This is a genomic window from Flavobacterium sp. 9 (genome assembly GCF_002754195.1).
Lineage (GTDB): Bacteria > Bacteroidota > Bacteroidia > Flavobacteriales > Flavobacteriaceae > Flavobacterium.
The window spans coordinates 4,551,805-4,567,081 of record NZ_PEEU01000001.1 but is presented as its reverse complement, the minus strand read 5'-3'; the positions used below and the strand labels follow the sequence as shown (position 1 = coordinate 4,567,081).

The window sequence follows — 15,277 nt, the reverse complement described above, 5'->3', positions numbered from 1 at the left end:
GAAATGACAAAAAAAAACCGTCATGAAAATAATCTCAGAACGGTTTTCATTTATAATTAATAACTAATAATTTATAATTATCTAAGCTTCAGTAATAGTATTCAGTTTACTATTTTTTCGACTATAAGTAAAGTAAATAACCAATCCAAGTAATAACCAAACTGTGAAGTAAATCCAGTTCCAAACACTTAATTCTGCCATCATATAAAGACAACAAATAAGTCCTAATAACGGAATTAGAGAAAGATTTTGTCTGAAAGCCCAAACAGTCAATCCAATCAAAACAAATATGAAAATCCACATTGGAATTTTATGTTTGAATAAACTGAAACCTGATTCGTATTTTAAAGAATCATTGATTGGCAAACCTTTTACAACCTCAGCATATTTAGCGTCGTCGTCTTGATATTGGCTTAATAAATGCTCTAAATCTGATGTTTCGGCAGTTTTATTGTGAACATCAATACTTTCTAAATAATTGAAAACTTTAGTTGATTCTTCTTTATTCAAAGAGGTAATAATTGTCGTCGCATCATTTGTTTGCGCTTCATTATTTATAAAAGCCATTGTCGCTTTATTATTAAAAGCAAAAGCATAATACAATCCCGCAATCAATAAAACAGGCAAAATAAATTTAGAATTAATATAAGGTGTTTTAAATTTTCCTCTTGGAATATCCGTTTTATTCTGCAATACCAAAACTCCTGCACAAACCAATACAAAGGCAAACAAAGTACCAATACTACATAAATCTGTCACCATTGTTAAATTCAAAAACAAAGCTGGAACCGCAACCACAAAACCTGTTACAATTGTAGCAAAAGATGGTGTTTTGAATTTTGGATGTACAGTAGAAAATTTCTTTGGCAATAAACCGTCACGGCTCATACTCATCCAGATACGAGGTTGTCCCATTTGGAAAACCAATAAAACGCTCGCCATAGCAACCACCGCACTTACGGCAATAATTCCCGACATCCATTTTAGGTTTAATTTATCGAAAACAAACGCCAGAGGATCTCCAACATTCAATTCGTTATAACGCACCATTCCGGTTAAAACCAAGGCAATGGCGATATATAAAATAGTACAAATGATAATCGCCCACATCATTCCGCGCGGTAAATCACGTTGCGGATTTTTACATTCTTCTGCAGTTGTAGAGATTGCATCAAAACCAATATAAGCAAAGAAAACTGCCGAAACTCCTTTTAGAACTCCGCTAACTCCATTTGGTGCAAACGGATCCCAATTAGCCGTATCAACATAAAATATACCAACCGCAATAACCAAAAGTACAATACAAAGTTTTACAACTACCATTGCATTACTGGCGTTACGAGATTCTTTCATTCCTCTGTAAACCAATGCTGTAATTAAAATAATGATAAATAAAGCCGGTAAATCAGCCACAAAGTGAAAAGAACCAATTGTTGGCGCTGTAGTCCACGCCGTATAAGAAGCTTGTAAAGCAGTACTTAAATTTTCGTATGATTTTCCGCCTTGCATTAAAGCAGTAGCGTCTTTAAATCCGTTTGAAGCAGTTAAATAATCCATTTGAATCCACTGTGGCAAATGAATCCCGCCACTCTGGAGCAGTCCCGTAAAATAATCACTCCACGAAATCGCGACCGTAATATTCCCAACAGCATATTCCATGATTAAAGCCCAACCAATAATCCAGGCGATAATTTCTCCAAAAGCAACATACGAGTACGTATAAGCACTTCCGGAAACCGGAACCATCGAAGCAAATTCGGCGTAAGCAAAAGCGGCAAAACTACAAGCAAGTGCTGTAAACAAAAACAAGAAGATAACGGCTGGACCACCATCTGCACTGGCTTTTCCGATAGTACTAAAAATCCCTGCACCAACAATTGCTGCGATTCCAAATGCAGTTAAATCCCTAGTGGTCAAATGCTTTCCTAATGCATTATGCCCATCTGCTTCATTTTTTGCAACTTGTTTCAGAATATCTTGTACCGTCTTTTTACGGAATAAACCTGATAATGCCATATGTGATTTTGCTTTTAAAATTAATATCTTTCAGTCTTTATGGTTTTATTTTGCAAATAATGTAAAAATTATCTTGATTTCAAACATATAAAGCGATTTTGTTTTTATTAGAATATTTTTTGCCCGCTGATTGTGCGGATTAAACTGATTAGCGCGGATTCTTTTAATATAAATTTCACGCAGATTTAAAATAATTTAAGCAGATATGTGCAAATTATTTTAAATAAAAATCTACTTAATTCTGCTTAGATCTGTAAAATCTGCGTGAAACAAAAATCTTTTGATACGTGACTAAACTCAAGATAAACAAAAAAAATCCGTCATAATCCGCGCTTTCACGAAGTGAATCCGTCAAATCCGCGTGCCATATCTCAACGCAAACAGCTTTTCAAAATACTCACCGGATGTTGCGCTTCTCTACTTGTTCCGTCATAAATTTGATGGCGACAACTTGTCCCTGCTGCTGCAATTTTTACATTTTGAGCGGTTGCACGTACTTTTGGGAATAACGTATCTTCACCCATTTGCATACTCACCTGATAATGTTCTTTTTCGTAACCAAAAGATCCCGCCATTCCGCAACAACCCGAATTGTAAATTGTAACCGTATTATTGGTTGGCAAATTCAGCATTGCGAAAGTTGCTTCTACAGAACTCAAAGATTTCTGATGACAATGTCCGTGAATTTTGATTTCTTTCTTTTCATCCGAGAATGAATCCGCTTTTATTTTTCCGTCTAAAATTTCTTTTTTAAAGAATTCTTCAATCGTGAAAGCGCTTTGCGATACTTTTTCAGCACTTTCTTTATCATCTGCCAAACGTAAATATTCGTCTCTAAAAGTCAAAATTGCCGAAGGTTCTATTCCTATTAAAGGCGCTTTCGCGGAAATTAAATCCTTGAAAATATTGACATTGATATTTGCAATTTTCTTGGCTTCTTCCAAAAAACCTTTCGATAAATACGTTCTTCCGCTTTCTTCATGATCCACGATTAAAACTTCGTAACCTAATTTGGTTAATAATTCGAAAGCGTCGATTCCGATATTCACATCATAATAATTCGTGAATTCGTCATTAAACAAATACACTTGTCCGTTTGGGAAATTATTACTTTGTGGTTTATGATTTTCGTACCATTTCTTGAAAGTCTTTTTCGCCAAAAGCGGAACTTGTCTCTCCGGCGCAATTCCCATACTTTTTTTAACGAGAGATTGATTCGAAATAAAATTTGTAATCGACGGAAACAAACTTCCCATTTTATTCAGTTTTGCATTGTGCGCAAAAATCTTATTTCGAGTCGAAAATCCGTTTGCTTTTTGATATTGATATAAAAATTCTGCTTTAAGAGTTGCAACGTCAACATTACTCGGACATTCACTTGCGCAGGCTTTACAGCTTACACACAACTCAAAAACTTCGTATAATTCTTTCTGATCAAATTTGTTTTCTTTCTCAGAATAAGTCAAATATTCACGTAACGCATTCGCTCTTGCACGCGTCGTTTCTTTTTCATTTTTGGTCGCACGATAACTCGGACACATTGCTCCTCCTGCCGATGGCAATTTTCTACAATCTCCAGAACCATTGCATTTCTCGGCAGCACGCAAAATTCCTAAACTATCTGAGAAATCCTGAAATGTCTTAATATCCGGTTCAACTCTGCCCGAAACTACACGATGATTTTCGTCCATTTTCAAGGCGTTTACAATCTTCCCAATATTCAAAACCGAATTCGGGTCAAACGCCAATTTGATTCTTTTCAGCAATTCATAATTCGTTTCGCCAATCATAAACGGAATAAATTCTCCACGCACAATTCCGTCGCCGTGTTCACCACTTAAAGATCCTCTATATTTTTTAACCAAAATCGCAACATCAGTCGCAATAGTTCTGAATAATTTTAAGTCAGATGTTTTCTTCAAATTCAAAACCGGACGCAAATGCAGTTCTCCCGCACCAGCATGCGCATAATAAATCGCTTCCTGTCCGTGACGCAACATCATTGCCGAAAACTCTTCAATATAAGCTGGTAAATCTCTCAACTCAACCGCCGTATCTTCAATAGAATCGGCTGCTTTATTATCTCCAACAATACTTCCTAAAAGTCCAAGACCGGCTTTTCTAAGTTCATTTACTTTTTCAATATCAGCACCGTAAATTTTTACAAGCGCATATCCAAAATTGTTTTTCTCTAAATCCGCCATTAAAGCATTCGCCTGATTCTCGGCATCTTCAGCATCATGCGAAGCGACCTCAAACATCATAATCGCTTTAGGTTCACCAACCAAAAAGAACCTGTTTTTAGATTGTTCCCGATTCGTTTTAGTACAATCCAAAATCGTGTCGTCGATCATTTCTGCTGTATACAAATGGTGTTTCATTGCCACAACAACAGATTCCAGCGATTCCTGAATGCTATGATAATGCGCCACAACCATAATATTATTGGCAGGCGGCAAATCATCAACTTTCAACGTAATTTCATAAGTAAAAGCCAGCGTTCCTTCACTTCCGCAAAGCAGTTTTCCAACGTTAATTGTTGGTTCCGTTCCTCCAAACAAATCCGATTTTAATAAAATATCAACCGCATAACCTGTATTTCTTCTGTGAATTTCAGGTTTCGGAAACTCTTTTATAATTTCGTCTTGTGTCGCTTTTATCGAAAGTTCGTCGTAAAGGCTTTTATATATTTTATTTTCTAAAGTGTCACCTTTGGTTTTCTCGATAAATTCAGCCGAAGTCAGTTCTTTAAAAACCACTTCAGAACCATCACTCAAAATTCCTTTGATTTCGACAATTTTATCGCGCGTTACGCCATATCGAATCGAAGTAGTTCCCGAAGAATTATTTCCCACCATTCCGCCAATCATACAACGATTTGAAGTCGAAGTATTCGGACCAAAAAATACGCCGTGAGGTTTCAGAAATAAATTCAGTTCATCGCGAATCACGCCAGGCTGAACCGTAACCGTTTTTTTAATCGGGTCAAAATTCAGAATCTTGGTAAAATTCTTCGAAACATCAACCACAATTCCGTCACCAACCGTTTGTCCCGCCAGTGAAGTTCCGGCAGTTCTTGGCGTAATCGAAATATGATGTTTCCCCGCAAACTTGATTAGTTTACTAATATCTTCTATCGTTTTAGGCACGGCAACCGCTTTTGGTCTGATTCGATACACCGAAGCATCGGTCGAATAAAGCGTTTTATGAAGATCGTCGTATAAAAGTGTTCCTTCTAAGGATTCTGATAATTGTTCTAACTCTTTAACTATTGACATTTTTGCTGAATATGATTTCACAAAAATAGGTAATTTTTAAGGTTCTAAGATACTGAGACGCTAAGGTTCTAAGTTTTTTTCTTTGATCGTGTTTTCTTGAATTGAAATTTGGATTTTTTTCTATTGGAATTTACCCCAAGTGTCACCCTGAGCGTAGTTGAAGGCTTTTGAAACTTAAACTCGTACATTAATCAACAACCAGAATGGAATTAGTTTTATCAGAATTTCGATTTGAAGCTATTTCCTGCTGTCCTTCCAATCTTTTATGCCGAACCCCGGCATAAAAGGATTTTCCCTCCCATCAGGGCTAGGGCTTTTGGTTTTATAAGAAACTTTTCGAAAAAATTAATTTATAAGAAAAGGCGGTTCCTGAAGAACTCTGTAACTCATAAAAACACATCCAAAAGGAGTTCCTTCTATTCCTTCAATAATTAACCAACCTAATATTCCTTTATTTATAAGTTGATATAATTCATATTCAATATAATCAGGACTAAAATTTAATTTTTGATACTCAGAATGTGTTCTAATAAACTCTGAAAATTTCCATTGCGAAAACTTAATTTCGTTTATAGTAATGTCATACTCATATATAATACCGTCTTTTTCAGCCGTACAGCCACTTCCCATGAAACCAATAATCAATTCCTTCAATAGTTCCTTTTCTTTCAAAAAAGGTATGTAAAAACGAACATGGATTTTTATCTTGTTTATATTTCTTTTTTAATAAAGTTTCAAAACCTCTAATAAAACTGATATAGTCGGCTAAAATTTTTTCGATCATAATTTTGTAAAAATAACTATTTTAATTTTAGACCAAAACTCTTTTTACGCCTTGTGAACTGTATTTTCTATCTTAAAAACATTTTTTTTATTTGAAGGAAAAAACCTATTTATTAGTCAAAATTTCATTATATTTACAATTCCTAATTTACAGAATGTTGATATTAAAAACTTTACTCTTGTGGTATGGTCATTTGATTGCTTTTAATCAAGTAATCTCATTACTACACGGGTTTTATATTCACACAATGTAAATTATGAGTACAAACACCCTTTCAAAAGAAGCCGAAAAAAGGCTGACAGATTTTTTCAACAATACAATAGAGCCAGAAGAAATGGCAAAAGCAATAAGGCAAGTAAATTATATACTAGCTTTAGGACTTATGAGAGAAGACAAAACATTTCATAACGAAATCGTCAACCTCGAAAACAGCTTTTATTGGCTCAATGAATTAGCCGAAGTTTTAAATCCTTATTTGAGTGTGGAATAAGTTTTTATTGAAATTTATAATAAATAGAAAACCTCGATTTTTGAAGATCGAGGTTTTCTATTTATTTATTAAGTCTATAATTGTTAATCTACTTTGTGGAATTACTTTTTAAAATCAAATTATTGTAATACATTTAATCAATTACATTAAAATTTAAATTTCATGATAGAATTAATAATTGAAATATTAACTTACATAGGATTGCTTAAATCTTCAAAAGACAAAAAAATAAAAAAGTGAACTAATTAATAGTAAACTCAACTATTTACAAAATTTCTTATTACTTAGAATTCGCTTCATTCACGAGCGACAGGCTTGCGCCGATATGTAGATTTCTAATTCGTTGAAATAAATTATGACTTATTTTTATCCAATTTACTTCTCAAATAAGCAATTTCATTTTTTAAATTAGCAATCTGTTCTTTATATAATTCACGCTCTATATCAAATACTTCTACTATTCTTTCTTCATTATCAATTTCTTTTGAATTAGTTTGAATTGTCTTTGTTGAGAATTGATTTTCATGAAAATTCATTATATAATTAACATCAAGTTCAAAAATTAAAGCTACTTCCCTTAATCTTTCTAAATTAATTTTTGTCTTACCTCTTTCAATATCAGAGTACGCAGATTGCGATATTTCTAATAAATCAGCAATATACTCCTGAGAATATCCCTTAATAATTCTGATTTTTCTGATTTTTTCCCCAATCATTTTTTCTTGCAAAAATAAGAAATAACTTATTATTTTAAGCGATAATTATAAAGCATAACCTATAAATTATAGGTAAATATTGGTTTAGTTTTGAAAATATTAACAATCTAAAACCAGTAATTATGCAGAATGGAAAATTATTTTTAGTATTATTTTCAATACTAACTTGCTGTTTATCTTGCGAAAAAGATCAAAATAGTGAATCAAATGAAAAAATAGCTTCGATGGATAAAATTAACATTGAAGATGGAAGACTTTCTTTTCCAAATAAAACTACTTTCTCTGAATTTTACAATACATCTAAAAACGAAGGCAATGATGAGATTGCTTCCATGTTAGAAGAGAAATTTTATAGAAAAGATTTTTATTCTTTAAAACCTATTGTCAATGATGAAACGGAAATTAAAGAAATTCAAAAGCACTTTGGAAAAATTAAAGAAAAGCAATTGACTAATAAATCAATAAATGCTAAAAGCACCTCACAAATAGTAAATGAAACAATACTAGACGAACAAATAATTGATCACTACGATATAGTAGAAGATATAATAGGTGACGAATTATTCCTAAGTCTTCTAAATGAAAATGCAGAGATACAAGTTGACAACATAATATATAAATATACGGATCAGGGAATTTTATTTTGCAATAAAGAAAATATAAATGAACTGTATACTTTCATGAGTATTTATCAAATTAAATCACTGAGCGATATTGGAGAAGTAAATGTGCATCAAAAATATCCAAAATTTAATCCTAATGGTGGTTTAAAACAGGTTACAGCTCATATAAGCTCATTTGTAGATGATAAAGGAACTGAAAACATTTCTAATTCTTTAACCAATATCTCTGCAAAATCAATGTCAACGCAAGCCGTCATGGCTTCTACTGACCCTGTCTTTAACAATGTTGTAGATAATCTTCAAATATGTAATCCAAGTAGTCCCTGGCTAGCAAATCTTTTTGGACAAACAAAAATATGTACAACCAATTACGAGAGTAAACGTCGGGTAAAACTAAAATATTATAATGTAAACTTATTTTTAGCATTCTCAATTGGAGTTAATGTAAAACATCAATTTAGGGGTTGGACTGGAATTTGGAGAGAAGAAAATACAGATTCAGTTGCTCTTGGAGTAAATAGTGTAACATGGTTTTTTGACAATTCAAAAGTTTTTAGCAATCCTTACAACAGTATGATCGTGAATTATTATGTAGCGGACTCTGGAAAACTTTACACAAGTTTAAACAGTTATAATAATGCAATATATGCTGGAACAGACAAACCTATCCCTAATTTACCAATTAAAAAACTTGACATGATAATTGAAGTTGCTGCCGACTTTATAGGTAAAGATCTTACTGAATATGAAATTCGAAAGTTATTCTATGGACAAATTTACCCGCAAGCTGAAAACATCATGAAATCAAATAACAAACCAATAAATGAAATTGGAGTGATACTAAATCAAAGAGGTCAGACTATTGTGCAGTATTATAATCTAGGCGCAAAATGTACTAATTGTTCTGATAGGCAAAAGACATTTGACTGGGGATTCGTTACTCCAAAAATCATCTACACTTTTGGAGCTGGGAATGGTGGTGATTTTAATGTTAAAACTGGTTTTAATGACTTAAAATTTGATTTCAAAAATCCTAAAGTCACGGGAATAAACATATATGGAATGGCAAACAAACACGGAAAATGGTATGGGTTTAAAATGGTATTTTAGTATTATATTCTTAATTCCGATAATGGTTTATTGTCAGGAAAACGAATTTAAAAAGAAAGGATTTAGCGTTGATTTATCAGCGCTAATCCTATTCCCTTATGATTTCAGTATACCATCAGAACATGATGAAATATCCGAAACTAGTACAAAATCTAAAATATTAGGCACAAGCATACACTTAAACTATTACATCTCTAAATGTTTTGCTTTTACAGCAAGTAGTGGTTATGAATCTATCAACCAGCCAAACATTGATTACATCCCAATTACTGGCGGAATTAAATGGGTTTTGAATGACACAAAAGAAAGCCTGTTAACTTCGTTTGATTTAGGCGGACATTTGGGGCAAGTAGAAAAATTTGGTGTTTTATTACGAATAGGTGTCGACTATCGATTTGTGATTGCAAAAAAAATACTTGGCAATTTTGAATTGTGCTACTCTCACCAGAACTTATATAAAACATTTATCAAGCAGGATAATCGAAAAAATGACTATAACAATATTGAAAGCGCCGGATTTAAAATAGGAATAGAAATATATTAATAATTTAGAGTATGAAACTATCAAAAATAATAACTCTTTTACTCGTATTAACATTTGGAACAAAGAGTATATCGCAAAATAAAGCAACATTAGAAAAATCTATTTTTGGAATAGAAACCGGTTTTTTAGGCTTTTGGGTCAATAACGAAACCAGATTGATTTCTAACTTATCATTAAAAAGTGAATTAGGCCTTGATGCAGGTTTTTTTGGAGGAGCATCTGACACCAAGATTGGTACCGTACTTGTTCCTGTAATTACATTGGAACCAAGATATTATTACAATATTGAAAAAAGAGCTCGTAACAATAAAACAACAGCGAACAACAGTGCTAATTTCATTGCATTGAATTTAAAATATCAACCTGATTTATTTGTCATTTCAAATAGTGATGTTGATGCAATAACTAACATTTCTATTATTCCTAAATGGAGTATCCGCAGAAACTTAGGAAATCATTTTCATTATGAAACTGGGTTTGGTCTTGGTTACAGATATTTTTTAGAAAAAATAAATACCGAAAAAGGAGAAGTAGCTGTTGATTTACACTTAAGAATTGGATATAATTTTTAAAAACAAAAACTATGGAATTTATTATAACCAAATTCTCAAACTTGAAAATAACTTTTATTGACTCAATGAATTAACCGAAGTTTTAAATCCTTATTTGAGTTTGGAATAGGTTTTCTAATTATAAAGTTTACAACAAACAGAAAACCCTCGATTTTCAAAAATCGAGGGTTTTTTATTTTCTTAATTGATTTATTTGAACAGATATTAAATCAGATTCCGATAGCAATTGGAATCTTACAGCGCACAATTTATAATAATATTGTTTTCCTGAAGACTTCAAAGACCTAAAGAACTGCAATGATTTCGAACCTATTTATTGACGCTGAATGAATTTCTAAAGTTCTCTATAAAAAACTTTGCAAGTTCCTGTGTCTTACCTTTTTTTATAGTACATATCAAAGCTTGTTCTTTTCCATCAGACTGAGCAATAATTATAAGACTATCGTTATCTTTAATTATTTTATCCTTCACTCCACTTACTCCACCTAAAACGGCACCAATTGGCCCTAATATTAACCCTCCAACAATTGCTCTTTTAAGTACAGAACGTTCTTCAATATCAATTATTCCACCTGATTCCAGAGTTATACTTTTTATATCAGAATTATTAATAGCAAGATAATAAAGTTTGAAATTATGCATGATTGAAACTTCAATTCCATCAGAATGTTTAGTAAAATTTACCAATGGTTTTACTTTAAAAAAGTTTTGTGCCCCTAAAGCATCATCAATTTCTTCGATACCTGCCCCGTATTCACATAGCCCAACTATTTTTTTAGGCGACCAAAAGCCTTTTTTACCTATTGTTTTTTCAAGTTCATTTTTCTTGATTAATTTCATATTATCGTTTTATTAATTAGTTTATTTTTTGGCTATGCTAAACTCTATAGATTTACAGCATCAAATTAGGATTAATTACTACGAATATAAAACTATTTTTATTACGAATATTATTATTTTTTCGGGATGTAGTTCAATAAATTGTCGTAATCTTTTTTAATTAACATGAACATAAAAAAACTTCCTAATTACTTAAGAAGTTTCTGATAAATCATATACTTTACATGTTATTTTAAACAAAAAAACTGCAAAATAACGCAATACAATCAATACACTCTAGCTCCAGCTTCTACAAAACTTCTAATTCTGGAACTTTTTGGGTTTAGCTCCGTTACGATTGCATCTATTTTGTCGAGACCACAAACCTGATGTGGCATTTTGCCGTTTATTTTATCTGAGGTTGCCAGAACAATAACTTTGTCTGAGGCGTTGATCATTTCTTTTTTGATGATTGAGACTTCATATCCCATTTCGGTAAGTCCTTGATTGACGTCTAAACTGCTTACGCCCAGAAAACAAACATCGGCTCTGATTTTAGACAAAACCTGAACTACGTCGATGCCAACGGTTACCATGGCTTTTTTCTGTAATTTGCCTCCAATAAAAATCAACTCGATATTAGGATGTTGTGATAACTGCATAGCAATAGGCAAACTATACGTATATATAGTAGCGGAGAAATCTATTGGAATAAGTTTGCAAAAAGATAAATTGGTCGTTCCTCCGGTCATTATAATCACTTGTCCTTCGCTTAAAAACGACAACGCTTTTTGTCCTACTATTATCTTTTTGTCTTCATTAATAATGGTAATATCAAATACATTATTTGATTTTTCTTTTACAGGAAAAGCGGCACCATATACTTTATTGATGAGTCCTTTGTTGTGTAATTCATTAAAATCCCTACGTATTGTATCCTCAGAAATGTTCAATTCTAAGGCAAGATCAATCGTATTTATTTTTTCGACATTCTTAAATTTATCCATGATAAATTGATGTCTTTCTTTTTTAAGCATTTTAATTTTTTAACAAATATAAAATATAATGCATTATCGTGCACGATTTGAACATTAATATTTTCAAATCACTTCTACAAAGTTCAAAATAGCATTATAAAACAATTATTATTGCGTTTTTATGCATTTTATTATATTCTAAATAAAAATATTGCAAAAAAATTCATTTATTAGAATTAATCCCTATATTTAGGTTTTCTAACCAAACAAATATTTTAAAATGAAAAAACTATTATTTATTTTATTTGGAATTATTTTGTTTGCTCAACCCGTTCTTGCGCAAACAAAAACCGTAACCGGTACAATTACGAGTAGTACTGACGGACTTTCTCTACCAGGAGTATCCGTTTTGATTGAAGGAACCTCTAAAAGTACCGTAACTGATTTAGACGGAAAATTCAGCATCGCTGTAAACGAAGGCGAAACTCTCGTTTTTACTTTTGTTGGATTTGCGTCTAAAAAAGTCAAAATTACAGCCGGCACCAACTCCGTTAATCTTAAAATGACCGAAGAGCTCAACACACTTTCTGAAGTTGTTGTTTTGGGTTCTACAGTTCGTGCAACACGTAAAGAACTTGGAAATGCTGTAACAAGTATAAAAGGTGAAGATTTGGTTAAAGCGCAACCCGGAGGTCTTTCGACAGCTTTGCAGGGAAAAATTGCCGGAGCACAGGTTTCTCAAAACTCAGGAGATCCTGCCGGAGGTTTCAGCATCAAACTTAGAGGAACTTCATCTATTTTAGGTTCTTCTGATCCATTATATGTTATTGACGGTGTGGTTTTGAACAATGCCACAACCAATGTAACCAACCTGAATGTTACGACCGGAAACTCAAATATGCAAATTGGTCAAAACAGATCTGCAGATATTAATCCGAATGACATACAAAGCGTAGAAGTTTTGAACGGAGGTGCTGCCGCAGCAATCTACGGATCAAGAGCTGCAAACGGTGTGGTTTTAATTACGACTAAAAAAGGTGTAGCAGGCGAAACGAGATATACTTTTTCGACGAGCGTGACTTCAAACCAAATCCGAAAAAAACTGGATATGAATATGTCTGACAAACAGTTTGTGAGCACTTCTCCTGCATTATTCCCAATTCAGGGAAATCCTGCAAGTCCAACTACAGTAACTGTTCTTGGTCGAAATCTTGAAACCAGAACTACTGATGTAAAAAGATACGATTATCAAGATGATATTTTTGGTACAGGCGTTGGAACTGACACTTACTTCTCTCTTCAAGGCGGAGATGAAAAAACTAAATATTTTGCTTCTCTTGGCTATTTGGTAAACGAAGGAATTGTAAAAAATACCGATTTCAAAAGAGCCGGTGCCAAAGTGAGATTAAAACATGATTTCAATTCAAAATTGTCTGCTACGGTAGGATTAAATTACGTGAATTCAAGTTCGAATGAAAAACCGGATGGGAACGTTTTCTGGAGTCCAATTAATGCGATCAATATTACCAATAACACATACGACATTCATCGAAGAGATATTAATGGCAATTTAATGGCTGTTGATCCAAACAGAGTTAATCCGCTTTCGATAATTGAGGATTTCAAAATCACACAAAATACAGATCGTATTATTTCGGATTTACAGTTGAATTATACTCCTTTTAAAAATTTCAATGCCGATTTGATTTTTGGTATCGACAATTACAACCAAAGAGGAAATGTATTTATTCCAAGATATCCTTATGTGGTGAATCCTGCGTATTACAACGACGGTTATGTTTCTGAAGCCAGCAACAGAGTTGTACAATTTAACAACGATTTGAACTTAAGATATCTTTGGAATATCAATGATAAATGGAAAGCTACAACTTATGGAGGTTACAACGTACAAACCTATCGTGACGATTTTGCTGCTATCGAAGGTCGTAATCTAAAACCATTTATTGAAACTATAAATGCTTTTAATACACTGATTCCGGGTTCGCCAAGTTCCAGTCAGTCCAAATACAATTTATGGGGATATTATCTTCAGGAAACTGTTGGATACAAAGACAAACTTTATCTGACAATTGCCGGAAGACAAGATGCATCTACTATTTTCTCAAGCGATAACCGATCTCAATTTTATCCAAAAGCAAGTGCGAGTTATGTACTTTCTGACGAAAAATTTATGGAAGGAATTCATGACGCTGTAAGTTCGGTACGTTTTAGAGCTTCTTGGGGAAAATCAGGAAGTTTAACGGCTATTAAACCTTATGCCCGTTTTACCAACTATTCTACAGGAACTCTTTTAGGAAATAGTACTTTTACTATTGAAGGATTCAAACAAGGAAACTTAGACTTAAAACCGGAGCAAAGTGTTACATATGAAGTTGGTGGTGATTTTGGTTTCTTGAAAGATCGTCTGAATTTATCTTTCAGTTATTACAATGCAGATATTGATGATTTGTTGTTACCAGTTCAATTGGCGGCTTCTGAAGGAGCTACAAATACCATTAAAAACATTGGACAAATGAACAATAAAGGGTATGAAATCAATTTGAAATATGACCTTATCAAAAAAGAGAATTTACATGTTGACGTTTTTGTAAACTATAGCAGCAACAGAAATAAAGTAACAGGATTACCACAACAACGTTTTAAATTAGACAGTAATTTAGCCGGAGCGCCTGTTTTTGTAGAAATGAACAAACCAATCGGGATTTTCTACGGTACTTATTTTGCCCGAAATTCAGACGGAAGTTTATTACTAACTCCAGACGGATATCCTCAAACTGAAAAAGGTGATGTGGCTACCGGAGCGCCACAAAGAGATGCGAACGGACAACCAACAGGAACTATTTTGAACAAACAAATTGGTAATCCAAATCCGGATTATGTGATTGCCTTTGGAGCCAATGTGAATTACAAAAAATGGGGACTTTCAGTATTATTTGATGGCGTTCAGGGCGTAGATGTTTTTGATGCCGATTACAGAACCAGACAAGGTGTAGGATCAGGAACAATTGTAACCAAAGAGCTTAACGGAGAATTACCTCGTGGTTATATCTGGTCGATTTATAATATTGAAGAGTTTAGAGTTGTTGACGGAAGTTACCTGAAATTAAGAGAAGTTTCTTTGAATTATTCTTTCGGAAAATTAAACAACTTCTTTGATGATTTAACGATTACAGCTAGTGGAAGAAACCTGATTTCATGGGATAATTTCACCAGTTTTGATCCGGAAACCAATTCTGGCGGACAATCATCGGTTGCGAAATACAATTTTGGAACAGTGCCAATTCCAAGTTCATACTCATTGGCCGTAAAAGTTCAATTTTAATCAAA

At 33.1% G+C, this 15,277-nt stretch carries 11 protein-coding genes; 5 read left to right on the top strand and 6 right to left on the bottom strand.

Annotated elements, in window-relative coordinates:
* Positions 1-81 precede the first annotated feature (81 nt).
* The 3 genes from CLU81_RS18945 to CLU81_RS18935 form a co-directional block, all read right to left on the bottom strand.
* A complete protein-coding gene (locus CLU81_RS18945; RefSeq protein ID WP_099711216.1) occupies positions 82-2,016 on the bottom strand; it encodes an amino acid permease in 1,935 nt (644 codons plus the stop codon).
* Positions 2,017-2,387: 371 nt separating this feature from the next.
* Positions 2,388-5,294, bottom strand: coding sequence for an FAD-binding and (Fe-S)-binding domain-containing protein (locus tag CLU81_RS18940; RefSeq protein WP_099711215.1), 2,907 nt, complete (start codon positions 5,292-5,294; stop codon positions 2,388-2,390).
* Between the two features lie 345 nt (positions 5,295-5,639).
* Entirely contained in the window at positions 5,640-5,966 is a 327-nt protein-coding gene (locus tag CLU81_RS18935; protein ID WP_144444527.1) for a hypothetical protein, read from the bottom strand.
* A gap of 368 nt (positions 5,967-6,334) precedes the next feature.
* Here CLU81_RS18935 and CLU81_RS18930 point away from each other — a divergent pair, with 368 nt between their 5' ends.
* A complete protein-coding gene (locus tag CLU81_RS18930; protein WP_099711213.1) occupies positions 6,335-6,568 on the top strand; it encodes a hypothetical protein in 234 nt (77 codons plus the stop codon).
* 353 nt (positions 6,569-6,921) lie between these two features.
* Here CLU81_RS18930 and CLU81_RS18925 read toward each other — a convergent pair whose 3' ends face one another.
* Positions 6,922-7,284: a helix-turn-helix domain-containing protein gene (locus tag CLU81_RS18925; RefSeq protein WP_099711212.1), complete on the bottom strand. Its 363-nt coding sequence runs from the start codon at positions 7,282-7,284 to the stop codon at positions 6,922-6,924.
* 122 nt (positions 7,285-7,406) lie between these two features.
* Here CLU81_RS18925 and CLU81_RS18920 point away from each other — a divergent pair, with 122 nt between their 5' ends.
* From CLU81_RS18920 to CLU81_RS18910, 3 genes are read left to right on the top strand one after another with little or no spacing between them, the layout of a single operon-like run.
* On the top strand, positions 7,407-9,017 hold the full coding sequence (locus CLU81_RS18920; RefSeq protein WP_099711211.1) for a hypothetical protein: 1,611 nt from the start codon (positions 7,407-7,409) through the stop codon (positions 9,015-9,017).
* On the top strand, positions 8,965-9,561 hold the full coding sequence (locus tag CLU81_RS18915) for a hypothetical protein (protein ID WP_099711210.1): 597 nt from the start codon (positions 8,965-8,967) through the stop codon (positions 9,559-9,561). Before CLU81_RS18920 ends, CLU81_RS18915 begins: the two co-directional genes overlap by 53 nt.
* Positions 9,562-9,572: 11 nt before the next feature.
* Positions 9,573-10,133 carry a hypothetical protein gene (locus tag CLU81_RS18910; RefSeq protein WP_099711209.1) on the top strand — a complete coding sequence of 187 codons (561 nt, stop codon included), beginning with the start codon at positions 9,573-9,575 and terminating at the stop codon, positions 10,131-10,133.
* Positions 10,134-10,442: 309 nt separating this feature from the next.
* Here CLU81_RS18910 and CLU81_RS18905 read toward each other — a convergent pair whose 3' ends face one another.
* Positions 10,443-10,973: a hypothetical protein gene (locus CLU81_RS18905; RefSeq protein ID WP_099711208.1), complete on the bottom strand. Its 531-nt coding sequence runs from the start codon at positions 10,971-10,973 to the stop codon at positions 10,443-10,445.
* Between the two features lie 266 nt (positions 10,974-11,239).
* Entirely contained in the window at positions 11,240-11,989 is a 750-nt protein-coding gene (locus tag CLU81_RS18900) for a DeoR/GlpR family DNA-binding transcription regulator (RefSeq protein WP_099711207.1), read from the bottom strand.
* Between the two features lie 220 nt (positions 11,990-12,209).
* On the opposite strand from CLU81_RS18900, the gene CLU81_RS18895 reads away from it, so the two are divergent.
* Entirely contained in the window at positions 12,210-15,272 is a 3,063-nt protein-coding gene (locus CLU81_RS18895; protein WP_099711206.1) for a SusC/RagA family TonB-linked outer membrane protein, read from the top strand.
* The last annotated feature ends 5 nt before the right edge of the window (positions 15,273-15,277 follow it).